Below are 24,874 nucleotides of genomic sequence, written 5' to 3'. Positions count from 1 at the left end.
AGCTGACGGTGCGGCAGTCAAGGAGGGAGAGACCGGAACGGCCTCTGGAGACGGCGTACCAGGCGCCACCGAAGTGGCGGATGCGCCGCCCAAAACAGATGAAGCCTTCGTTGCCGGCGCTCCACGCGAGTCGTCCGCGCCGGAGGTTTCCGGCGGTGCGATGGCGGGTTCGGTCGGCAATGAAGGCATGGCGGCGGCCCCTGGAATTCGGCTGGATGCGCGGCTGGATGCGTACGCACGCGAAGCAAGGATGAACCACGGGCCGCCCTGGCAATCAGGTCGGGACCTTCTTCAGCATCTCGATGCCGACCTGGCCCGACGCGATTTCGCGCAGCGCCACAACGGTGGGCTTGTCCTTGGCCTCTACCTTGGGCGTATGGCCCTGCACGAGCTGACGTGCGCGGTAAGTCGCGGCCAGCGCGAGCTCAAAGCGGTTCGGAATGTGTTTCAGACAATCTTCGACGGTAATACGCGCCATATGAAATCCACCTTGGGATGAAACCTGTTCGACAGGCCGTCATTTTACAGCACGCGGCCGAAACCTTGCCGGCCGCCCCTTGCATCAGTGAATGCCGAGCTCGATAAACAGCTCTGCATGCCGCGCCTTTTGCGACGAAAAGCGCAGACGGGTCGCGTGAACGACGTTTTGCAACTGTCGCAGCGCATCCTCGAAGACCTCGTTGATGATCACGTAGTCCGACTCCGATGCATGCGCCATTTCGCTACCCGCGGCCAGCAGGCGCCGGGTGATCACGTTCGGCTCGTCCTGGCCGCGCTTCTTCAACCGTTCCTCCAGCGCCGTCAGCGACGGCGGCAGGATGAAGATCTCCATGGCGTTGGAGAAACGCGTGTGCACCTGCTGGGCGCCCTGCCAGTCGATCTCCAGCAGCACGTCGTTGCCTTGCGCCATCTGCTGCTCGATCCATACGCGCGACGTGGCGTAGTAATTGCCGTGCACCTCCGCCCATTCCAGGAATTCACCGCGGTCACGTGCGGCGCGGAACTCGTCGACGGTCGTGAAATGGTATTCGCGGCCATTCTCCTCGCCCGGACGCGGCTTGCGCGTGGTATGCGAGATAGACAGGCGAATGGACTGATCCTGCGCCAGCAGCGCGTTGACCAGCGTAGACTTGCCGGCCCCTGACGGTGCCACCACCATGAACAGGTTGCCGGGATAGACGGTGTCGATGGCGGTGTGGGTCGTTTCGCTCATGATCTTATTCGAGGTTTTGAATCTGCTCGCGCATCTGCTCGATCAGGAGCTTGAGCTCCATCGAGGCATCGGCGAGTTCCTTGGCAGCGGCCTTTGAGCCGAGCGTGTTCGCTTCGCGGTTGAGTTCCTGCATCATGAAATCCAGCCGCTTGCCCACCTGGCCGCCCTTCTTCAGGATATGCCGCGTTTCGACGAGGTGCGCCTGCAGCCGCGACAGCTCTTCGGCGATATCGATGCGGATGCCATACACCGTGGCTTCCTGGCGGATACGCTCGCCAATCTCGTCACGGGTCATGTTCGGCATGCCGTTCGGCGCGGCCAGGTTGAAGGCTTCCTGCAGGCGCTCGGTCAGTTTTTCTTGATGATGTGCAATGAGTTGCGGAATCGTCGGCGTCAGGCGCTCGACGATGGCCAGCATGGCGTCGATGCGTTCCTCAAGCGTTGCCTTGAGTGCTGCGCCTTCACGGCGGCGGGCTTCCAGCAGTTGCTTGAGCGCCTCGCGAGCGGCACCAGTCACGGCGTCACGCAGCGCTTCCTGGGACAGCTCGGGCTCCACCAGCACGCCGGGCCAGCGCAGCAGTTCGCCCATGCGCATGGTGCCGGCGTTGGCAAAGGTGGCCGACACCGTGGATTCCAGTGCGCGGATCTGGTCCAGCAGACCCTGGTTCAATGCCAGCGTGGCGCCACCGGCATCGGTGCGCTGCAGATTGATGCGGCACTCGAGCTTGCCGCGCGAGAGTTCGCCCATGAGCATTTCGCGCAGGGCGGGTTCGAACGCGCGGCACTCTTCGGGCGCACGGAACAGCAGGTCGAGAAAACGCGAATTGACAGTGCGGAATTCCACCGAAACCGAGGCGGTGCGGCCGCTGGGCTCGCCCTGAGCGTTGGTCAGCGGTGCCTGGCCGGTAGCCAGGCCATAGCCTGTCATGCTGTGGATCATTGTCGTTTATCTCGCGAAAGAGTCGAAAAATAAGGGATCGGCTATAGACGGCGCGATGTACCCGAGCGGACGGCAGAGCGCCCACAAAATCAAGGGAAATCGGTCGTGGAAAAGCGCGGAGTTTTGGCAACACACCCCGCTACGGATTTCTTTACAAGTGACCGATTAGACCGGAGAATCCGGGAGCAAATGAGGTCCCGAATCCTATGACAGAGTCCAAGGGCGCCAATACACCCAAGAGCGCGCCGCTTCCTATCGGCACGCTGCTTGCCAACTACCGTATTGTAAAGAAGTTGGCCAGCGGGGGGTTCAGTTTCGTCTACCTTGCCACGGACGACACCGGCACTCCGGTCGCCATCAAGGAATACCTGCCGTCGTCGCTGGCGCGCCGCAGCCCCGGCGAACTGATTCCTGTCGTTCCCGATGAAAATGCCGCATCGTTCCGGCTCGGCCTGAAGTACTTCTTCGAGGAAGGCCGGTCGCTGGCTCGTATTTCGCATCCCAGCGTGGTTCGCGTGGTGAATTTCTTCCGCGAGAACTCCACGGTCTACATGGTGATGAACTACGAACTGGGCAAAACACTGCAGGAACACATTCTGCAGGCCCGGCAGCAGGGCAAGCCCAAGGTGCTGCGCGAGCGATTTATCCGCAAAGTCTTCCACGACCTCATGAGCGGGCTGCGCGAAGTGCATATCCACAAGCTTCTGCACCTCGACATCAAGCCCGGAAACATCTACCTGCGCGAGGACGAATCGCCGATCCTGCTCGATTTCGGTGCCGCACGCCAGACTCTGACCATGGAAGCCGCACGTTTCCAGCCGATGTACACGCCCGGCTTTGCCGCGCCCGAGCTCTACGGCAAGCACAGCGACCTCGGCCCCTGGACCGACATCTACAGCCTGGGTGCCACGCTGTACGCGTGCATGGCCGGCATGCCGCCCCAGGAAGCCAACCAGCGCGAAAAGGAAGACCGTATGGCGGAATCCATCGCGCGGTTGCGCAGCACCTATACGAATGGCCTCGTGGATCTGGTGGAGTGGTGCCTGCGCCTGACGCCGTCGGAGCGGCCGCAGAGCGTGTTCCGGCTGCAGAAGGAACTGCGCGACCAGAGCAATGCGCTGGGCGAGCAATCGGCTGCCGCAGCAGCGGCCGGCCCCGCAACTGTGCCCGCAGGAGAGCGCATGAACGCCACGAGCCGTTTCATGACGCTGCTGCGCCGCCGCGAGGAACGAAACGCCGACAAGCCATCGCAGACTGCGCAGGCCGACGGCTCCAGCGACTGATGCCCCCGCATGATGCGACGTTCAACACAACGCCCCACGCGCCGATGCCTGCGCAGACAAGCGCACCAAACCAATAACGAATAAAGCATGCGATTCTCCGTCTACCAGGAAAGCCGGAAAGGCGGCCGCCGGATCAACCAGGACCGCATGGGCTACTGCTTTACGCGTGACGCCCTGTTGATGGTGCTGGCCGATGGCCTGGGCGGCCACGCCTTTGGCGAGGTTGCCGCGCAGCAGGCACTGCAAACTCTGGCGCGCCAGTTCCAGGCGCAGGCGCGCCCATCGATCCGCAATCCTGCCGACTTCCTGCAGGACACGATCATGCTGGCGCACCGCGACATCCATCGCTATGCCGAGGCCAATCGCCTCTCAGATGTGCCGCGTACAACGGTGGTCTGCTGCCTGATCCAGAACGGCCAGATCCACTGGGCCCACGCCGGCGATTCGCGTTTCTACCTGATGCGCAAGGCCGCCCTCCTCACACGTACGCGGGACCACTCGAAGATAGAAAACCTGCTGCAGCAGGAGCGCGTCCTGCCCATGGAAGTGGCCAATCATCCCGAGCGCAACAAGCTCTACAACTGCCTTGGATCGCCCAACCTGCCGTTGATCGATATCGGTGGGCCAGTGCGGCTGGAGCCGGGCGACGTGGCGATGCTGTGCTCCGACGGCCTGTGGGGCAGCCTGGAAGAGAGCGTGATCGTGGACAAGGTCACGCACCTGTCGGTCGTCCACGCCATTCCCGACCTGATCGAACGCGCGCTCGCCAATGCCGGCGAAGGTGCCGACAACACCACAGCGATCTCGATGATGTGGGAAGCCGACGCCACAGTGCCCGATGACGACGCCGTGCTGACGGATACGCTGCCCCTGAACACCTTCACGACATCAATCCTGGAACGCACCGGCAACGAGACCGATTTGCTCAGCGAAGAGGAAATCGAACGCTCGATTGCCGAGATTCGTGCCGCGATCGACAAGACCAGCAATCTGATGCGCTGAGCCACGGCGGAGAAACGTTCGCTTCAGTTTGCCGGGGTCGCAGCCGGCGCGACAGGCATTCGAAGCCTGTCGGCGTTAGAATCGCGGTCTTACCCGATTCCAACGAAAACTCCCCATGCGACCCAGCGGACGCGCGGCCGATGCGCTGCGACCCATCACCCTGACCCGCCACTACACGCGCCACGCCGAAGGTTCGGTGCTGTGTGCCTTTGGCGACACCAAGGTACTCTGCACGGCCAGCGTGCTGACCAAAGTGCCTCCGCACAAGAAAGGCAGCGGCGAAGGCTGGGTCACCGCCGAATACGGCATGCTGCCTCGTGCCACGCACACGCGCTCGGACCGCGAAGCCGCACGGGGCAAGCAGACCGGCCGCACGCAGGAAATCCAGCGCCTGATCGGCCGGGCCATGCGGTCGGTGTTCGATCTCGCCGCACTGGGCGAGCACACGATCCACCTCGATTGCGACGTCTTGCAGGCCGATGGCGGCACCCGCACCGCTGCCATCACGGGCGCCTTCGTGGCCGCCCACGACGCCGTTTCCACCATGCTGCGCGCCGGCTCGATTTCGACGAGTCCGATCCGCGATTTCGTCGCGGCCATCTCCGTGGGCATGGTCGACGGCGTGCCGGTGCTCGACCTCGACTACGCCGAGGACAGCAACTGCGACACAGACATGAATGTGGTCATGACTGGTAGCGGCGGTTTCGTCGAAGTCCAGGGTACGGCCGAGGGTGCGCCATTCAGCCGCGCGGACCTGGACGCCATGACGCGTCTGGCCGAGGCCGGCATTGCCGAGTTGGTGCGCCAGCAAAAGCAGGCGCTCGGACTCTGAGCGCGGGAGGAGTGACGATGCAACGCCTGGTCCTGGCTTCGAACAACGCTGGCAAGCTGCGCGAATTTAGCGCACTTTTGTCACCGCTCGGCTTTGACGTACTGCCACAGGGCGAACTCGGGATTCCCGAGGCCGAGGAGCCCTTCGGCACGTTCGTCGAGAACGCACTGACCAAGGCGCGCCACGCCAGCCGGCTGTCCGGCATGCCGGCGCTGGCCGACGATTCGGGCATCTGTGTCGATGCGCTCGATGGCGCTCCCGGCGTCTACTCGGCACGCTACGCGCAGATGGTCGGCAAGCCGAAGTCCGACGCCGCCAACAACGCGCATCTGATTTCCCAACTGGCCGGCAAGCTGAACCGTCACGCGCATTACTACTGCGTGCTGGTCATGGTGCGGCATCCCGAAGATCCGTGCCCGATCATCGCCGAGGGCACCTGGGCCGGCGAAGTCGTCGATGCCCCGCGCGGCGCGGGTGGCTTCGGCTATGACCCGCACTTCCTGCTGCCTACGCTCGGCAAAACTGCCGCCGAACTGTCTGCCGACGAGAAGAACGGCGTCAGCCATCGCGCACTGGCGCTGCAGGGCCTGGTTGCCCGCTTGCAAGCTTCGCGCGCCAGGACCAGCGCATGATTCCGATCATCCCGGCGTCGTCCCCGCCTTCGTCCCCAGCCTCGCGACAGGTTTCTCCGGCGGACAACCAGCAACTCTGGCTCAAGCCGGGAAAGATCGCCCTGCCCGGCTCACCGCCGCTATCGCTCTACGTTCATATTCCGTGGTGCGTGCGCAAGTGTCCGTACTGCGATTTCAACTCGCACGCGGCACCCGGAAAGGCCGATCGCCACGACATCCCCGAGGACGCGTATCTCGACGCGCTGCGCGCCGACCTCGAGCAGTCGCTGCCCTTGGTCTGGGGACGTCCCGTGCATACGATCTTCATTGGTGGCGGCACGCCGAGCCTGTTGTCGGCGGCCGGCATGGACCGGCTGCTGTCGGATATCCGCGCGCTGTTGCCGCTGGACGCCGATGCCGAGATCACGATGGAAGCGAATCCCGGCACCTTCGAGGCCGAGCGCTTTGCGAGCTACCGGGCCAGCGGGATCAACCGTCTGTCCATCGGCATTCAGAGTTTCAACGATGCCCACCTGCAGGCGCTAGGTCGCATCCACGGCGAGCGCGAAGCGCGGGCCGCCATCGACATCGCATTGCAGCACTTCGACAACGTCAATCTGGACCTGATGTATGCACTGCCGGGTCAGACGATGGACCAGTGCGTGAGCGACCTCGAAGCGGCGTTGTCGTACAGCACCACACACCTGTCGATGTATCACCTGACGCTGGAGCCGAACACGCTGTTCGCGAAGTTTCCGCCGGCACTGCCCGATGAAGACATCGCCTACGAGATGCAGGATCTCATCGAGTCCCGCACAGCGGAGGCCGGGTTCCGACATTACGAAACCTCGGCCTACGGTAAGCCACATCGCGAAGCCAGGCACAACCTGAACTACTGGCGATTCGGTGATTACCTCGGTATTGGGGCGGGCGCGCACGGCAAACTGTCGTTCCCGCACCGCATCCTGCGGCAGATGCGCCACAAGCATCCTGCCGCCTATATGGAGCAGGCACTGGCGGGCAATGCCGTGCAGGAGTCGCGCGATGTGAGCGCCGACGACCTGCCCTTCGAGTTCATGCTCAACGCGCTGCGCCTCACCGATGGCGTCCCGGCATCGAGCTTCCACGACTACACCGGCCTGCCCTTGCACACCATCGGCAAGACGCTGGCGGCAGCCGAGAAAAAGGGATTGCTCGAAGCCGACCCGACGATGATCAAGCCCACCGACCTCGGGCGGCGCTTCCTCAATGATCTGCAGGAGATGTTCCTGAAGGATTGAGCCGGCTTCGTCGGTTGGCATGCGAAAGCAAAAACGCCACACGGCGCAAACCGTGTGGCGTTCTTTATTACGGCGTTCGATCAGTACGGCGTGGCCATGTCGTTCGCCACCCGGGCGCGGTCACCCACACGCAGATTGCCGATGTTCGATTGCGTCACCGTTGCTACGCGCCCATCGTCGAGCCGGACATTGACGCGATACGCGGTCTGCGTACTGCTACCCGTGCGCTTCTCGATCTGGTTACCTGCCACGGCACCACCCACTGCGCCCACGATCGTCGCCGCCGTCTGGCCACGCCCGCCACCAATCTGATGGCCGAGCAGCCCGCCCGCGGCGCCACCGATCACCGTACCCAGAATGCCCGAGCTACCCTGCGTATTCTGGATCGGCTCGATCGATTCCACTCGGCCGGTGAACACCGAACCCTGCGGCGCCTGATACACGCTGCCGGGCTGTTGATAACCCGTAGGCTGCGGCGTCGAGTTGTAGTTGCCATAGCCGCCATACCCAGGTTGCGCGCAACCGGCCAGCCCGGCCACCAGCACCAGGGCGCCGAGGCCGCCCAGCGCCATCCACGGCTGACGTTGATCCTTGCGTTGTTCGTTGCGTTGCATCGATTCCTCTCCTCGAATAGCTGTTTGAAAAGCCGACTTCGTGACACGCCAAGATCGCATGTCGTGATCATAGGAGATGCTCGACCCTCACATGGTTCCGCGCTGTCCGACAAACACTGACAACGTCGACAGAGAACGACACATCGTTGAGGCTTTCCCTCATCATCCATGGGCATGCGTCAAGCGCAATACACGCCAGCCCGGCCATCCCTGTATAATGCGCGGCCGGCCGTATCCGCTGACGCGATACAATGCCGGTTCAATCAGAATCGCCTTCAAGGAAGCGTGGCCGAGTGGTTTAAGGCAGCAGTCTTGAAAACTGCCGATGGGGTGACCCATCCGTGAGTTCGAATCTCACCGCTTCCGCCAGATACGAAAATGCCGCAGCATATTCCCTCGAACGAGGGAGCGTGCTGCGGCATTTTTTTCGCGGAAGCCGCGTCAGTGCGGCACTCAATCCACCTTGTCGTACTTCGGCGAACGCGGGCCGTACAGGATGCCGCCCGGCATGCCGGCTGACAGCAAACGATAGCTCGTCGTTCCCGCTATGGGATAGGCCGCATCGGTGAGGTGATTCACCGCCTGGTTGATGGCGGCGCTGATCAGCATGCCGATCAGTCCGCCGCCACTGGTGTTGCCACCATCGTTGGCCGTCACGGCGGTGCCACTCCACAGGACATCGCCGCTGCGCAGATCCACAAGCTTGGCCTTGGCCGCGACGCGCGTGACGCTGCTCAACACCTGGTAACGCGAGCCGTAGTCGGTCACGGTGACATACAGCGCGGCGTCGGCGCCGAAGATCTCGCGCAGCTTGGGCACCGGGACGGTGTGGATCTCACCGGGGACGGTCAAGCCGTTCTGGCGGAACGTCTCGTCGACCAGTGCCACGGGCAGTACGTAGTAGCCCGACTCGGCCAGCGGATACGTGGCCAGCGACAGCATGGCGTACGTGGCCTTGATGTCGGCCGATTCGTTCAGCGGCGGCAGCACCACGATCGAACGCGGCTTGGCCGACCGGAACGCCGAGTAGTCCACCTCGGGCGGCTTCGTGGCACAACCGGCAAACAGCGCCACCGCGGCCAGCGTAGCCATATAGGTCATCACGCGACGGATCATTTGGCGCTCCCGGTGTTGTTGTCAGCCTTGGTTCCTACCGCGGCGGTGGTCGGCTGGGCCGGTACCGCGACATCCTTGCGCGTATCCGTCTTCATATTCCGCGTCAGGAAATCCATGAACGGCGTGGATTCCGGGAAAAGCGTCTTCTCGGTCTGGAACTCCTTGACCATCTGGTCGTCCTTGCCGAGGTTCAGGTACAGCATGCCGAGCTGCGCGTGATAGCCGGGTGGCACCGCTCCCCCTTTCGCCTTGATGGTTTCAAGGCCCTTCTCCAGCGCGATGACCTGCTCTTCCTTCGACTCGCCCTTGAAGTATTGGTAGACCTGAGCCTGATAGCCTTCCCATTGATAGAGCGACGGCTGGGGCGCAGCGCAGCCGGCGAGCACCGCGGCGGCGACCGACAAAAACGCCGCATTGCGCAGCGTGACCAAGTTAATCATTTGTTTTTCTCGTAGTTTGACGAATGCCTGTTACTGCTGGACCGGCTTCCAGATGCCACCGTCGATGGCGCTGACAAGGTTGTTGATGGCTTCGCGCATGGCCAGGTCCATCACCTTGCCGTTCAGCGTGGAGTCATAGCTGGCCGTGCCGCCAAACCCGATGACCTCGCGGTTCGACAGCTTGTATTCGCCAGCCCCCTGGGTGGAGAAAACCACCTCGGACGTCGTGATATTGACGATGTTCAGGTTGACCTTCGCGTAGGCGACCTGCTCACGGCCACGCCCCAGGATGCCGAACAACTGCACATCGCCCACTTCCTTGCGGCCGAACTCGGTGATGTCACCAGTCACCACGAAATCGGCGCCCTTGAGCTTTTGCGCCTGGTTCTTGATCGTCGCCTCGCGCTTGATCTCGTCGAGATTCTCGCGCTCCAGCACCGTGAAGCGGTTGGTTTGCTGCAGGTGGGTCACCAGGCTCGTCTTGGCCTGGCCGCTCAGGCGGTCGATGCCGTCCGAGAACACGCCGCGCATGTAGTTCGAACGGTTGTCGAACTTGCCCACGGCGATCGGGGTCCGCAGGCCGTTATACGGGCGGCTGGCGCTCTCCACCTTCTGCACCGGCAATGCGGTCGACGTTTCCGTCGCACAGCCAGCCATGCCCATGGCGGCGACTACGCCGAGCAGACAGCAGGACTTCAAACTTTTCACTTCGTTTCTCCAAGAGAGATAGATCGAACGGCAGCCGAAAAGGTGCCGGCGCCCAATGTGGCTGAACGGCAGCCAGGATCAATAGGCAAAACGTGAATTTTTACAAAGCCCCAGCTTTTTCGCCAGATTTGTTGCGTACCTTGTTCACACTGCTTTGACCGATTGAGCGCCTTAGCGTCTATCGGTACGAATTCACCCATATTTAGCGCGCGCGAGCGGACGCCCCACTACAGGGGGGAATCGGTTCCTGACGAAAAAAACCCCGCCGGTTGGCGAGGTTTTGACGTGGACAGCGACGATGCCGGCTTACTCGGCCGTGATCTTGCCCTGCTCGATCACGGTCTTCCAGCGTTTCAGTTCCTGGTTCTCGAACTCGACGAACTGCTCGGGCGTGTTGGCCACTACCTCGAAGCCTTGCTCGCCCAGCTTCTTCTGCATCGCCGGGTCCTTGAGCGCGCCGACGATAGCGCCGTGTAGGCGCGTCTTCACATCGGCCGGGATGCCCTTGGGCGCAGCGATGCCCTGCCACGAATAGACTTCCACATCCTTGGTGCCGCCTTCGGCCATGGTCGGCACATCGGGCAACACGGCGGAGCGCTTGCCCGACGTCACGGCCAGCGCCTTGAGCTTGCCGGTGCGGATGTGTTGCAGCACCGCGTTGACGTTCTGGAACGATACATCCACCTGCCCGGCGAGCAGATCCGAGATGGCCGGGGCACCGCCCTTATACGGGACGTGCAGCCCTTCGGTGCCGGTCTTTTGCCAGAACAGCGCGGCCGTCAGGTGGTCCGATGAACCGGCACCCGACGTGGCAAACGTGACCTTGCCCGGGTTCTTCTTCATGTACGCCACCAGCTCGGCCAGCGACTTGGCCGGGAAGTTCGGATTGGCCACGAGCACGTTTGGCGCGCGTACGGCCACGGTCAGCAGGTCGAAATCCTTCGCCGGATCATATTGCAGGCTCTTCTGCAGAAACGGGTTGACCGCGAACACGCCAATCGAGGCCACCATCATCGTGTAGCCATCGGCTGGCGCACGCTTGACGAACGTTGCGCCGATAGCGCCCGTGGCGCCCGGCTTGTTGTCGATCACGAACGGCTGGCCCAGCTTCTCATTGAGCGGCTGCGCCAGGTAGCGCGCGATGGTGTCTGTCGAACCACCGGCCGGGAACGGCACGACGATCGACACCGGCTTCTGCGGCCACGCCGCACTCGATGCCTGCGCAACACCGCTGACGGTCACGCCGGCAGCCAGGGCAATCGCCACGCCCGCAAAGCGGCGCAGCAGCGTGGAAATACGGGCCGCGCGCGGGGCGGCCTTCGAGGGTTGAACCATGTTGTGTGTCTCCTGCTGAATCGAAGGTTTTCTATTTCTGGGAATCGTCGAGATGGACGCTTAGCGCACCATGCAAGGCATCTTGTTGTTGAACTTCCAGTTGGGAATCAGGAACTGCATGGCAATCGCGTCATCGCGCGCCCCCAGACCCTTTTCCTGATAGAGACGATTGGCGCGCGCCAGTGCGTCCATATCGAGTTCCACGCCCAGGCCCGGCGTCTTCGGCACCTGCACGAGCCCGCCTTCGATCTTCAGCGGGTTGCGCGTCAGGTGTTCGCCGTCCTGCCAGATCCAGTGCGTGTCGATGGCCGTGACGCGGCCCGGCGCGGCAGCCGCCACGTGCGTGAACATCGCCAGCGAGATATCGAAGTGGTTGTTCGAATGCGAGCCCCACGTGAGACCCCATTCCGAGCACATCTGCGCCACGCGCACCGAGCCCTGCATCGTCCAGAAGTGCGGATCGGCCAGCGGAATATCCACCGACTGCAAACGCACCGCGTGGCCCATCTGGCGCCAGTCCGTGGCCACCATGTTGGTGGCGGTCGGCAGGCCGGTGGCCGTGCGGAATTCGGCCATGATCTCGCGGCCCGAGTAACCGTCTTCCGCGCCGCACGGATCTTCTGCATAGGCCAGGATGCCGTGCTTGTCGCGGCACAGGCGGATGGCGTCCTTCAGCAGCCAGCCACCGTTCGGATCGAGCGTCACGCGTGCCTTGGGGAAGCGCTCATGCAGCGCGATGATCGCCTCCATCTCCTCTTCGCCGCGCAGCACGCCGCCCTTCAGCTTGAAGTCGTTGAAGCCATAGCGCTCGTAGGCGGCTTCGGCCAGGCGCACCACGCCCTTGGCATCCATTGCCACTTCGTTGCGCACGCGGAACCATGCGTTGTCGCCATTGGGTTCGGTGCGATAGTCGAGCGTGGTCTTCTGGCGGTCGCCCACGTAGAAGAGATAGCCCAGCATCTCCACGGCATCGCGTTGCTGGCCTTCGCCGAGCAGCGCAGCCACCGGCACCTGCAGATGCTTGCCGAGCAGGTCGAGCAGCGCGGCTTCCAGCGCGGTCACAGCGTGGATGGTGATGCGCAGGTCGAACGTCTGCAGGCCCCGGCCGCCAGCGTCGCGGCTGGCGAACTGCTCGCGCACGCGGTTCAGGATCGCGAGATATTGGCCGATGCCCTGCCCCACCACCAGCGGACGCGCATCCTCCAGCGTCTGGCGGATGCTCTCGCCGCCGGGCACCTCACCCACGCCGATGTTCCCTGCGCTGTCCTTCAGGATGACGATGTTGCGGGTGAAGTACGGGCCGTGGGCGCCCGACAGGTTCATCAGCATGCTGTCGTGACCGGCCACCGGCACGACAGTCAGTTCGGTCACGACAGGGGTCGCGCCATTGGCGAGAGAGGTTGCGTTCATGTGGATCGTCTCCGAGTCCTGGTCTGTTTTACCGCCGGGATCGCGCTCTCCCCATGACGTGGAAATGCGCCCTGCTATCGTAGCTCATACGCTAATACATTAGCTGACCGAAAGAAAATTGCGGCGCGGCTGCCACATTGGCCAAACGGCCGCAATGTCCTGTGCGTTATCGGTCGTCGTATGACTTATGACGCAGTATAATGAGCGCGTGCCCGACCGGTCAACAGTACGACCGTCAGGGTCATCCCCACATTGGTTCCCATACCTGCACGCCCATGTCCAACGTCTCGATGTCTTCGCCCGCTCCCCTGCGCCGCCGCGGCCGCACGCTTGCCGAGGAAGTGGTCAGCAACCTGACCGACAGCATCCAGCAGGGCCAGATCAAGCCGGGTGACAAGCTTCCCACGGAATCCGAAATCATGGCCACGCTCGGCGTGAGCCGCACGGTGGTGCGTGAAGCGCTGTCGCGCCTCCAGGCCAGCGGCCTGGTGGAAACGCGGCACGGGATCGGCACGTTCGTGCTGAACCGCCCACTTGAAACCCACTCCCCATTCCGCATCGATCCTTCGGCCATTGTCACGGCCATGGACGTGCTGGCGATGCTTGAATTCCGCGTGAGCCTGGAAGCCGAGGCTGCCAGCCTGGCGGCCACGCGCCGCAACGACGAACATCTGCTGGCCATGCGCCGCGCGCTGGACGACATGAAGCGCAATGCCGCTGAAGGCAGCGACGCAGTGGGTTCGGATTTCGAGTTTCACCTGTCGATCGCGCGTGCCACGGGAAATCGCTATTTCACGGACATCATGGGCCACCTCGGCACGATGGTGATTCCGCGCAGCCGCCTGCAGGTGAGCCGGCCCGAACGCGAACAGTACCTGGAGCGCGTGAACTTCGAGCACGAAAGCATTTTCGATGCGATCGAGCGACGCGATCCGGAAGCGGCAAAAGCTGCCATGCGCATGCACCTGACCAACAGCCGTGAACGCCTGCGCAAGGCGTCGGCCATGGCCGGATCGCCCGCCTGAGCGGCATGCGCCATCCGCGCGTTGTCCGGACGGATGGTGCGGTTGCGAGACGGGAAGCGATGTCATATGATGTCTTACGACGCTTCCGGTCGGCATCCCATGCAGTTCCATCGGCAGGCACCATTGCCTGCCTCTCCCCTTGCGTGACGGTGTTCTGGCCGTCCTTTCATCACTTTTCCCGCAGGACCCAATCATGACGATTTCTGGCGAAATGCTGATCGGCGCCATCGCCGCGCGCGGCACTGAAGAGACTTTCCACGGCATCAACCCGGCCACGGGCGAGAAGCTCGAACCCGCCTACCAGGGCAGCACCGCCGCGGATGTGGACCGCGCCTGCGCGCTGGCCGAAGCCGCATTCGACACCTTCCGCGCCACCTCGCCCGACCAACGCGCGACGTTCCTGGAAGCCATCGCTACGGGCCTGGAAGGTCTCGGCGATGAACTGATCCAGCGTGCGCACGCTGAAACGGCCCTGCCGATCGCCCGCCTGCAAGGCGAGCGCGGCCGCACTGCCGGCCAGTTGCGCCTGTTCGCACGCGTGCTTCGCGATGGCCGCTGGCAAGGCGCCACGCTCGACAGCGCCCTGCCCGAGCGCACCCCGCCGCGCCCCGACCTGCGCATGCAGCGCATCGCCGTGGGTCCCGTGGCCGTGTTTGGCGCCAGCAACTTCCCGCTGGCCTTCTCGGTGGCCGGTGGCGATACCGCGTCGGCACTGGCAGCAGGTTGCCCGGTGGTCGCCAAGGCGCACCCGGCGCACCCGGGCACGTCCGAACTGGTGGGTCGCGTGATTCAAAAGGCTGTGGCCGATGCGGGCCTGCCGGAAGGCGTGTTCTCGATGGTGCAAGGCGTAGGCAACGCCATCGGCACCGCACTGGTGGCCCATCCGGTCATTCAAGCCGTGGGCTTCACGGGTTCGCGCGCTGGCGGTCTGGCGCTGATGAACGTGGCCAACAGCCGTCCGGTACCGATTCCGGTGTATGCGGAAATGAGCAGCATCAACCCGGTGTACCTGCTGCCGGAAGCGCTCAACGCACGCGGCGAGCAGATCGCCCGTGACCTGGTGGATTCGCTCGTGATGGGCGTGGGCCAGTTCTGCACGAATCCGGGCCTGCTGCTGGCAGTTGAAGGTCCGGCGCTGGAGAAATTCCGTGCCGCTGCGCACACCGCGCTGACCGGCAAGCCGGCTGGCACGATGCTGACGCCGGGCATCCACGCCGCATTCGAGCGCGGTGTGGCGCAACTGTCGGAAGTCGCGGGTCTGACGCGCGCCGCTTGCGGTGTGGATGCAACGGGCCCGAACCAGGCTCGTCCGGTGTTCTTTGAAACGTCGGCAGACAAGTTCGTTGCCGATCACCGCATGCACGCCGAAGTGTTCGGTCCTTCGACGGTACTCGTGGTCTGCAAGGACGCCGATGCCCTGGTGGCCGTCACGCGCATCCTGGAAGGCCAACTGACCGCCACGGTACAAGCCGACGCTGGCGATCAGGCAATCGCGGCCAAGCTGCTGCCGGCACTGGAACGCAAGGTCGGCCGTATCCTGTTCAACGGCTACCCGACTGGCGTGGAAGTCTGCTTCGCCATGGTCCACGGCGGCCCGTTCCCGGCCACGTCCGATACGCGCACGACGTCGGTGGGCACCTCGGCGCTGGACCGCTTCCTGCGCCCGGTCTGCTACCAGAATCTGCCGGCCGGCCTGCTGCCTGAAGCGCTGAAGGATGGCAACCCGCTGAACCTGTGGCGCCTGAAGGACGGCGAACTGGGTCACGCTTGATTGGCGTGTTGGAGTGAAAAAAACGGCCACGTGGCCGTTTTTTTTGATACTGCTTCGGGGCGCTCCCCTCTCCCACAAAGTGGGAGAGGGGAGCGCCCCATAGAGAGGGGAGCGACTTACGCCGCCACCTTCTCCCTACCCGGCACCGGCGCCTCCGCCGGCCCGATCATCGCCAGCGGCGAACTCGCCGGTGGCTGGATCACTGGCGCGTTGCCGCGCGAGCGTCCCGAGCTGAGGTAGTCGGCGATCGATTCCTGCGTCACTTCACCGAGGTACATGCCATCGCCATCGATCACGGGCAGCCAGCTCGTGTTGTGCTGGTACATGCGCGACAGCACGATGCGCAAGTGTTCGTCGAAGGCCGCCGTGGTGGTGAACTGTCGCATAACTTCCGCGCAGTTGCCGCCCTTGGCTAACGCAGCGCGCACGTCGCGGCGCGTGACGTAGCCGAGGGCGCGCTGATCGTCCACCACGGGCAAATGGCGCACATCCGCTTCATCCATGACGCCGAAGGCTTCCGCCAGCGACATGTCCGGGCGGGCCGTCGGCGGCATCGTGGCGGCATCGCCAGCGCGCACCAGCAGCAGGCGCTTCAGCGTGTTGTCGTGGCCCACGAAGGCCTGCACGAAGTCATCGGCAGGGTGTGCCAGCAGTGCGTCGGGATGATCGAACTGCACGAGCCGGCCGCCGCGGAATACGGCCACCTTGTCGCCGAGCTTGATGGCCTCGTCGATGTCGTGCGAGACCATGATCACGGTCTTGCCAAGCGCACGCTGCATCTGGAAAAACTCGTTCTGGATGCTCTCCCGGTTGATCGGGTCCACGGCGCCGAACGGCTCGTCCATCAGCAGCACCGGCGCGTCGGCGGCGAGTGCGCGGATCACGCCGATCCGCTGTTGCTGGCCGCCCGAGAGTTCGCGCGGATACCGCTTGAGCATCTTGTCCGGGTCCAGTTGCACCATGCGGATCAGTTCGCGGGCGCGCTCGCGGCACTGTTTCTTGTCCCAGCCCAGCAGGCGCGGCACGACCATGATGTTTTCCTCGATGGTCATGTTCGGGAACAGGCCGATCTGCTGGATCACGTAGCCGATCTTGCGACGCAGCGCCACGCCGTCGATACCGGCAGTGTCCTCGCCATCGATGCGCACCGTGCCCGAAGTCGGCTCGATCAGCCGGTTGATCATCTTGAGCGTGGTGGTCTTGCCGCAGCCGGACGGCCCCAGGAACACGCAGATCTCGCCGCGCGGCACGGTCATGCTGACCTCGTTCACGGCCCGCACTTCGGAACCGTCCTTCTGGGGGAAGGCTTTCGTGAGTTTGTCGAGTTCGATCATTGTCGGATTCCTTTCGGTGTCAGTGCGCGCTGCAGGGACTGCAGGGCGACGTCGGCGACGATGGCGAGCAGGCTGACGAGTACCGCGCCCACGGCCACATTGGTCATGTTGGTCTGGCCGATCGCTTGCAGGATCAGCACGCCGAGGCCGCCCGCGCCTACGACGGCGGCAATGGTGGCCACGCCGATGTTCATCACCACGGCAGTACGTACCCCGCCGAGGATCACCGGCACGGCCAGCGGCAGGTCCACCAGCCGCATGCGCTGCCAGGTGGTCATGCCGATGCCGCGTCCCGCCTCCTGGATGCCGGCATCAACGTTGGCTAATGCCGTGTACGTGTTGCGCATGATCGGCAGCAACGAGTAGAGGAAGACGGCGGTCACGGCCGGCACATAACCGAGCGCGTGTCCGAAGCGCGCGAAGATCGGGATCATCAGCCCGAACAGTGCGATGGACGGCAACGTCAGCACCACAGTGGCCAGCGCCAGCAGCGGCGTGGCCAGGAAGCGGTGGCGGGTAATCAGGATGCCGAGCGGCACACCGATCACGATGGCCATGCCCACGGCCGACCCGACGAGGGCGAGATGTTCGCCCGTCAGGCGCAGCAGCATGGCCCAGTTGTTCTGGAGGTAATTCCACATGTTCTGGCTCCTCAGATCAGGCCGTGGCTGCGCAGGAAATCGCCAGCCACCTTGTCAACGGGCTCATGGTTGATGTCGACCTGGTAGTTCATGTCGGTCATCGCGGCGTTGTCGAGCTTTGCTGACAGCGCATTCAGCAGGTTCGCCAGTTCGGGCCGCGCGTCGAGTACAGCCTTGCGCACCACGGGAACAGCGTTATACGGCGGGAAGAAACCCAGGTCGTCCTCGAGCAGCACGAGGTCGAAGCCCTTCACGCGCCCATCGGTCGCGTAGACCAGCCCGAGGTCCACCTGGTTGTTCCTGAGGGCTAGATAGACCAGACCCGGATCGAGCTGGATCACGTCCTTTCGCGTGAAAGGCAGCTTGTAGGCAGCCTTCAGTGGCTCCAGGCCATCGGGACGGGCGGCGAACTCCATGTCCACGGCCAGCGGATGCTTCGTGTCCTCGCCGTCGGCGCGCATCTTCGCGGCGTAGGCCGAAAGTTTGGTAATGCCTGCCGCGCGCTCCTTCGGCATGGCCAGCGCATAGGTGTTGTTGATCTCGGAGGGCGCGAGCCAGACCAGCCCCTTGCCGGCGTCCATTTCCTTCACGCGGGCGTAGGCGGCGGGGCCATCGAGTTTCTCCTCGACCTTGTTGAAAACGATTAGCGCAGTGCCGGTGTAATCCCACACCACGTCGAGCTGGTTCGACTCCATGGCCTGGCGCATCAGCGTGCTGCCCAGGCCCGACGTCAGCGTGGCGTCGATGCCCTTGGCCTTGAGGTACTGCGTGGTCATCGACGACAGGATCAACTGCTCGGTGAAATTCTTGCCACCCACGCGCACTTGGCTGGCGCCTTCCTGGGCGCGCGCCGGGGCCGTGCCAAGCAGCAGTGCGGCGGCGGCCACGCCAATGGCGGCCAGCAGCCAGAACGCCCGGCCTTCGGTCAGGCGGTGTATCGGTTTGGTCATGATGCGATTCCTCACTCAGGCGAGTCCGCGTCGGCGCAGGTACACATGCCCCGCCGCGGCGAACAGCGCGTCCAGCGCCAGGGCCAGCAGCGCGGTGGCGGCGGCGCCCAGCAACAACAGCGGCTGGTTGTTCAGGTAAATGCCCGGGAAAATCATTTCGCCGAGGCTGTTCGCGCCGATCAGGAACGACAGCGGCACGGTGCCGACATTGATCACCAGGCTGATTCGCACGCCGGCAAGGATGACTGGCAGCGCATTGGGCAGTTCCACGCGCACCAGACGCTGGCACGGCGTCATGCCGATACCGCGTGCGGCTTCCTTGAGCGCGGGCGATACCGTGCGCAGCCCTTCATAGGTATTGCGCACGATCGGCAGCAGCGAGGCGAGCCACAGGGCCAGAATGGCCGGTCGCTCGCCGATGCCCAGCACAGCCAGCGCGAGGGCCAGTACTGCCAGCGACGGCACGGTGTTGCCGATATTGAAGACCTGCATCAGCTTGTCCGCCCAGCGGCGCATGCACGGGCGGCTCAGTGCAATGCCTGCCGGCAAGCCGGTCAGCAGCGCAAGCGTCATCGAGATCGCCACAAGGCGAAGGTGGTCGGCTACGTTGTAGAGCAGGCGCTCCTGGTACTGGCGGATGACATCGACGCCGATCCACGAGACGAGCCCGACCAATGCAACGGCAACGACGCCGCCCCAGGCCACAGCCCGGATGGTTTGCTTTGACATACTTCCCCTCTCCAACTCCGAACTGCGACGAAAATGGATCAATCGCCACATTTCAGATGCGGAAAACAATAGGGCCGGCGGTATTTGTCGATGGGTGCCCGCCGGGGCCCGATTCAGATTGCCTTGCCGCCATGACTGGCAGGATTGCCAGCGGACGGACTTGGGTGCGACGCCGACCGGAGATCAGCGAATCACCCGTTGATGGGATTCAGGCGTGAGGCCCGAACCCGCAGGTGCGGCGCAACGCTGAGGTGAAACCCAGGTTGGCCCGTGACGGCGACTGATGTCGTGTTGAACGCGCTTTCGGTTGGCGCCGTCGGTCAATCGGCCGTTGCTGTACAACGGATTGCGGGGGTTCGGAGTGCAGGCTCGCCCACCACAATTCTCAGCAACGGATGACAAAGAGACCGCTATTCTACACAACTTCCGTCATCCTGTCATCTTCCGCCCAAATCCGGCGCTTCCCGGCGGGAAAATTGCGGAAATCCGGCTATTGGGGAACGGGAGGTAGCGCGCTGACCATCGGCGTTTTCCGACGAGGGAGAGACCTCGGGTCCTGATCCGATCCACGCGCCCTGTCGTTCTATTTTTCACTGCTGTCGCGCCAACTTCGTCCCAACTTTGGAACGATCTGTTGCCGGCCTGCCGTCTACCGCTTTTCCGCCAAACCCTTACATTGCATGGGTAGATCGAACGGCGGGCCTTGCGTTTTCCGCCCCGGCCGTCGCAACCGGAGAACAGACATGACCACTCGCATTTCCACCGTACCAGCCACCGCCACGGAAACCGTGCAGCGCTCACGCGTCGTGGACCGCGTGGTGCGTGGCATTGCCACATCCGACGGCGCCGGCGTCAAGCTGACGCGCGTCCTCACGCAGAACCTGCAGCGCCGCCTGGACCCGTTCCTGATGCTCGACGCCTTCGGCACCGACAACAAGGACGACTACATCGGCGGGTTCCCCGATCATCCGCATCGCGGCTTCGAAACCATCACGTACATGCTGGCCGGGCGCATGCGCCATCGCGACAGCGCCGGGCATGAAGGGCTGCTGGAGAACGGCGGCGCGCAGTGGATGGTGGCGGGTTCCGGCGTGGTGCACTCGGAATTGCCTGAACAGGAAGATGGCCGCATGGAAGGATTCCAGCTCTGGCTGAACCTGCCGGCCGCGGACAAGATGACGACGCCGTGGTATCGCGACATTCCGTCGGCGGAGGTTCCGACCGTGGCGCTGCCGTCGGGCGGCACCGTTCGCGTGCTGGCTGGCGCCTCGCACGGCGTGGCGGGCGCGGTAACGCGGCCCGTGACCGAGCCACTGTATCTCGACGTGCATCTGCCTGCCGGCCAGACCTTTGCGCAGACGCTGCCCGCTGGCCATAACGCGTTCCTCTACGTGTACCGGGGCACAGTGAAGGTCGGCGAGGCGGATGCCGCCGTGCTCGAAGCCCAGCGAATGGGAGTACTCGACAACGCCGGGCAATCCGACGGCGTGGTGGTGGAAGCCAGCGAGGATGCCCGCTTCCTGCTGATCGCCGGACAGCCGCTGAACGAGCCGATCGCACAGTACGGCCCGTTCGTGATGAACACGCAGGAACAGATCTACCAGACCCTGGCCGACTTCCGCGACGGCCGCTTCGCCACGATACGTGCCAGCGCCGGGTAACCCTGGCCTTGACTGAGGTCAACCCAGACCGCCGCCCTGCCCTGACCGGCAGCGCGGCGGTTTTTCTTTGCCAGTGTGGCCGGCACGCGACTTGCAACCTCCCCGTAACCGTTGTGGGGCACGGTTAGAGGGTCAATGTGGTCCGGCCAGCCCCCACGCACTTATATAATTCAACGCTAATTCCGATCATCACGCATTCATGATGATGAAGGCATGGTGCGCGGCGATGCTGCGCCACGCACAGCCGCCGTCACAAGTGCCCAAACGTTGCTGCCACAATAATTCGAGCCGCCTCAGTGACATTACAAACACCCCCCAGGCTGGCGCTTGCGCATATCACCAAGCGCTACCCCGGCGTGACCGCCAATGACGACGTCAGCCTGACCGTCGCACCGGGCGAGATCCATGCCGTCCTCGGCGAGAATGGCGCCGGCAAATCCACCCTCATGAAGATCATCTTCGGCGCGGTTCGACCCGACGCTGGCGAGATGCACTTCAACGGGGCGCCAGTCTCGATCGCCAGTCCGCACGACGCCCGTAATCTGGGCATCGCCATGGTCTTCCAGCATTTCTCGCTGTTCGACACGCTGACCGTGGCCGAGAACATCGCGCTGGGCCTGCCGCCGAAAGACGCCGGCAACATGAAGCAGCTCAGCGAGCGTATCCGCGCCACGGCCGAACGCTATGGCCTGCCGCTGGAGCCTGGCCGCCACGTTCACACGCTGTCCGTGGGCGAGCGCCAGCGCGTGGAAATCGTCCGCGCATTGCTGGCCGATCCGCAACTGCTGATCCTCGACGAGCCCACTTCGGTGCTGACGCCTCAGGCCGTGGAAACGCTCTTCGTCACGCTGCGCAAGCTAGCCGCCGAGGGTACGAGCATCCTTTACATCAGCCACAAGCTCGACGAGATCCGCGCGCTGTGCCACCACGCCACCGTCATGCGGATGGGTCGCGTGACCGGCGTGTGCGATCCGCGCGAGCAAAGCGCGGCGTCGCTGTCGCGCATGATGATTGGCGGCGAGCCGCCGCGCGAGGCGCGCGTGACCACCGAGCGCGGACCGGTGCGACTTGCCGTGCGCGACCTCACGATGGCGCGCGCGCACCAGTTCGGCACGGCACTGGAACGCATTTCGCTGGACGTGCATGCGGGCGAGATCGTCGGCATCGCCGGGGTATCGGGCAACGGACAACAGGAACTTCTGGCGGCGCTGTCAGGCGAGGACGCACGCGGCGCCGCTGCCGCCGTGCACCTCGACGGCCGCCCCGCAGGAAAGCTCGACGCGCGTGAGCGCCGCCGGGCCGGGCTGGCGTTCGTACCCGAGGAGCGGCTGGGACGCGGCGCGGTGCCGGGCATGAGCCTGTCGTCGAACGTGCTGCTGTCGCATCAGACGCCGCCGTACGTGCGCAGCGGCATGGTCTCTACCGGCGCGGCCGAAGGCTTGGCCGCCAGCATCATCAAACGTTTCCGCGTCAAGGCCAGCGGCCCTGACGCGCTGGCGCGCAGCCTCTCGGGCGGCAACCTGCAGAAGTTCATCGTCGGACGAGAAATCGAGGCCGGCCCGAAAGTACTGATCGTCGCGCAACCCACCTGGGGCGTGGACGTGGGCGCCGCCGCGCAGATCCACAACGAGATCCTCGCGCTCAAGGCCACCGGCTGCGCGATCCTCGTCGTCTCCGAAGAACTCGATGAACTGTTCGCGATCTGCGACCGGCTCCACGTCATCGCCAAAGGCCACCTCTCGCCATCGATCTCCGTCGAAACCGCCACGCGCGAGCAGGTAGGACTCTGGATGAGCGGCCTCTGGGAAGGCGGTCCCGCCAGCGAGCGGGACGCCACCGCGGAGGCACCCACTCATGGCTAAATTGCAATCTCCCATCACGCTCTCGCCGCGCGGCACACCGTCGCGCGCCCTCGCCTACGCCTCGCCCGTCTTCGCTCTCGTGCTGACGCTGCTGTTCGGTGCGCTGCTGTTCCTCGCCATCGGCAAGGACCCGGTGGCCGGGCTCAAGGTGTTTCTCGTCGATCCGGTAAAGGACACGCGCGCCATTGGCGAGGTGCTGCTCAAGACCGTACCGCTGGTGCTGTGCGCGCTCGGGTTGTCGGTGTGCTACCGCGCCAACATCTGGAACATCGGCGCCGATGGGCAGTTGATCCTCGGTGGCATTTTTGCTGGCGCCACCGTGCTGTGGTTCGATGTGCCCGGCAACACGACGAGCGGCTTTGTCGTGCTGACGCTGGCGGCGCTGGCCGGCTGCGTCGGCGGCATGGTGTGGGCCTCGCTGACCGCGCTGCTCAAGGACCGTTTCAACGCCAACGAGATCCTGGTGTCGCTCATGCTGACCTACATTGCCCAGCAGTTGCTGCTCTGGGTGGTCAATGGTCCGCTGAAAGACCCCAACGGCATGAACTTCCCGCAGTCGAAGGTGTTCGCCTCGGCCTTCCTGCTGCCCAACCTGCTGCCCGGTTCGCGCCTGCATGTGGGCTTTGCGGTGATGCTGGTGCTGGTGGTGATCATGTCGATCTTCATCTTCCGCAGCTTTGCCGGATACCGGCTGCAGGTGGGCGGCACCGCGCCGCTTGCCGCGCGCTATGCGGGATTCTCGTCGCGCAGCGCGCTGTGGAGCGCGCTGCTGATTTCGGGCGCCACGGCCGGACTGGCCGGCGCGTTCGAGGTGACGGGTCCGATCGGACAGTTGCTGCCATCGATCTCCCCGGGCTACGGCTTCACCGCCATCATCGTGGCGTTCGTGGGCCGGCTGCATCCGGTGGGCGCCGTGTTCGGCGGCATCGTGATGTCGCTGTTCTATATCGGCGGAGAAATGGCGCAGTCGCGGCTGGGCCTGCCTTCGGCGCTTGGATGGGTGTTCCAGGGCATGCTGCTGTTCTTCCTGCTGGCGTGCGACACGCTGATCGACAACCGCTTGCGCTGGCGCGCTCGTGCCGCCTGACCCGGAGCTGACAACATGGAACAACTCGCTCCCCTGATCGCCACGGCGATCAACGCCGGTACCCCGCTGCTGCTGGCCGCACTCGGCCTGCTCGTCAACGAACGCGCTGGCGTGCTGAACCTCGGCGCCGAAGGCATGATGCTGGTAGCCGCCGCGTTCGGCTTCATGGTCGGCTATCAAACCCAGTCGCCCATGCTCGGTTTCATCGCCGGCGCGGGCGCCGGCATGCTGATGGCCACGCTGTTCTCCTGGCTCGCGCTGGTGCTGGCGACCAACCAGGTGGCAACCGGGCTCGCACTGTCGATCTTCGGCACGGGCCTGTCTGCTTTCATGGCGCAACGCTTCGTCGGCTTCGCCATGCCAGCGCAGGCCAAGGCCGTGCCCGGACTGGCCGACCTGCCCTTCGTCGGCCCCGCCTTCTTCCAGCATCACTGGATGGTCTATTTCAGCCTGCTGCTGTGCTTTGCCATCATGTGGTTCCTGTTCCGCACGCGGGCCGGACTGACGCTGCGCGCCATCGGCGAATCGCCGGAATCGGCCCATGCGCTGGGTTACCCGGTGCGCTGGATCCGGTTCTGCGCGCTGCTGTTTGGCGGCGCCTGCTGCGGACTGGCTGGCGCTTACCTGTCGCTGGTCTACACGCCGATGTGGGTGGAAAACCTTGTCGCGGGGCGCGGCTGGATTGCGCTGGCGCTGACCACCTTCGCCACCTGGCGGCCCGGGCGCGTGCTGATCGGCGCGTGGTTGTTTGGCGGCGTGACGATCCTGCAGTTCTATCTGCAAGGCATCGGCGTCTCCGTGCCATCGCAGTTCCTGTCGATGCTGCCGTACGCGGCCACCATCGTCGTGCTGGCACTGATCTCTCGGAATCCTGCGTGGATCCGACTCAATATGCCGGCGTCGCTAGGCAAGCCGTTCCGTCCAGGCAGCGCCTGAAAACGCATCACCGAAAACGCATCACCAAAGCTTCAACAAGAAAGCATCAACCCGAAGTCAAACCACATCACAAAGACGCTTTATCAAGGAGAGA

At 64.1% G+C, this 24,874-nt stretch carries 24 protein-coding genes and 1 tRNA gene; 12 read left to right on the top strand and 13 right to left on the bottom strand.

Annotated features, from left to right (window positions below; all coding sequences use genetic code 11):
• Positions 1-274: 274 nt before the first annotated feature.
• The 3 genes from rpoZ to ABDB81_RS05990 all read right to left on the bottom strand — a co-directional run bounded on the left by rpoZ (position 275) and on the right by ABDB81_RS05990 (position 2,153).
• Positions 275-478, bottom strand: coding sequence for a DNA-directed RNA polymerase subunit omega (gene rpoZ / locus ABDB81_RS06000; RefSeq protein ID WP_006578656.1), 204 nt, complete (start codon positions 476-478; stop codon positions 275-277).
• Positions 479-562: 84 nt separating this feature from the next.
• Positions 563-1,213 carry a guanylate kinase gene (gene gmk / locus ABDB81_RS05995; RefSeq protein ID WP_137922948.1) on the bottom strand — a complete coding sequence of 217 codons (651 nt, stop codon included), beginning with the start codon at positions 1,211-1,213 and terminating at the stop codon, positions 563-565.
• 4 nt (positions 1,214-1,217) lie between these two features.
• Positions 1,218-2,153, bottom strand: a complete 936-nt coding sequence (locus ABDB81_RS05990) for a YicC/YloC family endoribonuclease (protein ID WP_137922947.1) — start codon at positions 2,151-2,153, stop codon at positions 1,218-1,220.
• A gap of 206 nt (positions 2,154-2,359) precedes the next feature.
• On the opposite strand from ABDB81_RS05990, the gene ABDB81_RS05985 reads away from it, so the two are divergent.
• The 5 genes from ABDB81_RS05985 to hemW all read left to right on the top strand — a co-directional run bounded on the left by ABDB81_RS05985 (position 2,360) and on the right by hemW (position 7,161).
• Positions 2,360-3,436 carry a serine/threonine-protein kinase gene (locus tag ABDB81_RS05985; RefSeq protein ID WP_137922946.1) on the top strand — a complete coding sequence of 359 codons (1,077 nt, stop codon included), beginning with the start codon at positions 2,360-2,362 and terminating at the stop codon, positions 3,434-3,436.
• A gap of 87 nt (positions 3,437-3,523) precedes the next feature.
• Complete coding sequence (locus ABDB81_RS05980; protein WP_137922945.1) at positions 3,524-4,438, top strand: PP2C family serine/threonine-protein phosphatase; 915 nt, start codon at positions 3,524-3,526, stop codon at positions 4,436-4,438.
• A 115-nt stretch (positions 4,439-4,553) separates the two neighbouring features.
• Entirely contained in the window at positions 4,554-5,270 is a 717-nt protein-coding gene (gene rph / locus ABDB81_RS05975) for a ribonuclease PH (RefSeq protein WP_137922944.1), read from the top strand.
• Between the two features lie 17 nt (positions 5,271-5,287).
• Complete coding sequence (rdgB, locus tag ABDB81_RS05970) at positions 5,288-5,902, top strand: RdgB/HAM1 family non-canonical purine NTP pyrophosphatase (protein ID WP_137922943.1); 615 nt, start codon at positions 5,288-5,290, stop codon at positions 5,900-5,902.
• Positions 5,899-7,161 (top strand): radical SAM family heme chaperone HemW, encoded by a 1,263-nt coding sequence (hemW, locus tag ABDB81_RS05965; RefSeq protein ID WP_346810372.1) that lies wholly within the window; start codon positions 5,899-5,901, stop codon positions 7,159-7,161. Before rdgB ends, hemW begins: the two co-directional genes overlap by 4 nt.
• A gap of 80 nt (positions 7,162-7,241) precedes the next feature.
• Here the strand turns inward: hemW and ABDB81_RS05960 are convergent, their stop codons facing one another.
• Complete coding sequence (locus ABDB81_RS05960; RefSeq protein WP_171020300.1) at positions 7,242-7,733, bottom strand: glycine zipper 2TM domain-containing protein; 492 nt, start codon at positions 7,731-7,733, stop codon at positions 7,242-7,244.
• Positions 7,734-8,054: 321 nt separating this feature from the next.
• On the opposite strand from ABDB81_RS05960, the gene ABDB81_RS05955 reads away from it, so the two are divergent.
• Positions 8,055-8,144 (top strand) — tRNA-Ser (locus ABDB81_RS05955).
• Positions 8,145-8,228: 84 nt separating this feature from the next.
• On the opposite strand, the gene ABDB81_RS05950 is transcribed toward ABDB81_RS05955, so the two are convergent.
• The 5 genes from ABDB81_RS05950 to gudD all read right to left on the bottom strand — a co-directional run bounded on the left by ABDB81_RS05950 (position 8,229) and on the right by gudD (position 12,784).
• Complete coding sequence (locus tag ABDB81_RS05950) at positions 8,229-8,891, bottom strand: DUF799 domain-containing protein (RefSeq protein WP_346810369.1); 663 nt, start codon at positions 8,889-8,891, stop codon at positions 8,229-8,231.
• On the bottom strand, positions 8,888-9,331 hold the full coding sequence (locus tag ABDB81_RS05945; RefSeq protein ID WP_137922939.1) for a DUF4810 domain-containing protein: 444 nt from the start codon (positions 9,329-9,331) through the stop codon (positions 8,888-8,890). Before ABDB81_RS05945 ends, ABDB81_RS05950 begins: the two co-directional genes overlap by 4 nt.
• Before the next feature lie 30 nt (positions 9,332-9,361).
• Complete coding sequence (locus ABDB81_RS05940) at positions 9,362-9,994, bottom strand: CsgG/HfaB family protein (protein WP_137923068.1); 633 nt, start codon at positions 9,992-9,994, stop codon at positions 9,362-9,364.
• Positions 9,995-10,345: 351 nt separating this feature from the next.
• On the bottom strand, positions 10,346-11,374 hold the full coding sequence (locus ABDB81_RS05935) for a tripartite tricarboxylate transporter substrate binding protein (RefSeq protein ID WP_137922938.1): 1,029 nt from the start codon (positions 11,372-11,374) through the stop codon (positions 10,346-10,348).
• 60 nt (positions 11,375-11,434) lie between these two features.
• Complete coding sequence (gudD, locus tag ABDB81_RS05930) at positions 11,435-12,784, bottom strand: glucarate dehydratase (protein WP_137922937.1); 1,350 nt, start codon at positions 12,782-12,784, stop codon at positions 11,435-11,437.
• A 275-nt stretch (positions 12,785-13,059) separates the two neighbouring features.
• Between gudD and ABDB81_RS05925 the strand changes: the two genes are divergently transcribed.
• Both ABDB81_RS05925 and ABDB81_RS05920 read left to right on the top strand, forming a co-directional pair.
• Positions 13,060-13,809, top strand: coding sequence for a FadR/GntR family transcriptional regulator (locus ABDB81_RS05925; RefSeq protein WP_137922936.1), 750 nt, complete (start codon positions 13,060-13,062; stop codon positions 13,807-13,809).
• A 193-nt stretch (positions 13,810-14,002) separates the two neighbouring features.
• On the top strand, positions 14,003-15,580 hold the full coding sequence (locus ABDB81_RS05920; RefSeq protein WP_137922935.1) for an aldehyde dehydrogenase (NADP(+)): 1,578 nt from the start codon (positions 14,003-14,005) through the stop codon (positions 15,578-15,580).
• A gap of 116 nt (positions 15,581-15,696) precedes the next feature.
• Here ABDB81_RS05920 and ABDB81_RS05915 read toward each other — a convergent pair whose 3' ends face one another.
• The 4 genes from ABDB81_RS05915 to ABDB81_RS05900 are packed head-to-tail and all read right to left on the bottom strand — an operon-like array spanning position 15,697 to position 19,234.
• The gene (locus ABDB81_RS05915) at positions 15,697-16,914 is read right to left on the bottom strand and encodes an ABC transporter ATP-binding protein (protein ID WP_137922934.1); all 1,218 of its coding nucleotides are present in this window, start codon (positions 16,912-16,914) and stop codon (positions 15,697-15,699) included.
• A complete protein-coding gene (locus tag ABDB81_RS05910; RefSeq protein ID WP_137922933.1) occupies positions 16,911-17,555 on the bottom strand; it encodes an ABC transporter permease in 645 nt (214 codons plus the stop codon). The genes ABDB81_RS05915 and ABDB81_RS05910 overlap by 4 nt, the downstream gene beginning before the upstream one ends.
• A gap of 11 nt (positions 17,556-17,566) precedes the next feature.
• Positions 17,567-18,505: a glycine betaine ABC transporter substrate-binding protein gene (locus ABDB81_RS05905; protein WP_137922932.1), complete on the bottom strand. Its 939-nt coding sequence runs from the start codon at positions 18,503-18,505 to the stop codon at positions 17,567-17,569.
• Between the two features lie 15 nt (positions 18,506-18,520).
• Positions 18,521-19,234 carry an ABC transporter permease gene (locus tag ABDB81_RS05900; protein WP_346810358.1) on the bottom strand — a complete coding sequence of 238 codons (714 nt, stop codon included), beginning with the start codon at positions 19,232-19,234 and terminating at the stop codon, positions 18,521-18,523.
• A gap of 743 nt (positions 19,235-19,977) precedes the next feature.
• Here ABDB81_RS05900 and ABDB81_RS05895 point away from each other — a divergent pair.
• From ABDB81_RS05895 to ABDB81_RS05880, 4 genes are all read left to right on the top strand, one after another.
• Positions 19,978-20,895, top strand: coding sequence for a pirin family protein (locus tag ABDB81_RS05895; RefSeq protein ID WP_346810355.1), 918 nt, complete (start codon positions 19,978-19,980; stop codon positions 20,893-20,895).
• Between the two features lie 296 nt (positions 20,896-21,191).
• A complete protein-coding gene (locus ABDB81_RS05890; protein ID WP_346810352.1) occupies positions 21,192-22,757 on the top strand; it encodes an ABC transporter ATP-binding protein in 1,566 nt (521 codons plus the stop codon).
• Positions 22,750-23,844, top strand: a complete 1,095-nt coding sequence (locus tag ABDB81_RS05885; protein ID WP_346810349.1) for an ABC transporter permease — start codon at positions 22,750-22,752, stop codon at positions 23,842-23,844. The genes ABDB81_RS05890 and ABDB81_RS05885 overlap by 8 nt, the downstream gene beginning before the upstream one ends.
• A gap of 15 nt (positions 23,845-23,859) precedes the next feature.
• On the top strand, positions 23,860-24,780 hold the full coding sequence (locus tag ABDB81_RS05880; RefSeq protein ID WP_137922927.1) for an ABC transporter permease: 921 nt from the start codon (positions 23,860-23,862) through the stop codon (positions 24,778-24,780).
• Positions 24,781-24,874 lie beyond the last annotated feature (94 nt).

Origin of the sequence: Cupriavidus sp. DL-D2 (assembly GCF_039710735.1) — a bacterium.
Taxonomy (GTDB): domain Bacteria; phylum Pseudomonadota; class Gammaproteobacteria; order Burkholderiales; family Burkholderiaceae; genus Cupriavidus.
This window is presented reverse-complemented; position numbering and strand designations above follow the sequence as displayed.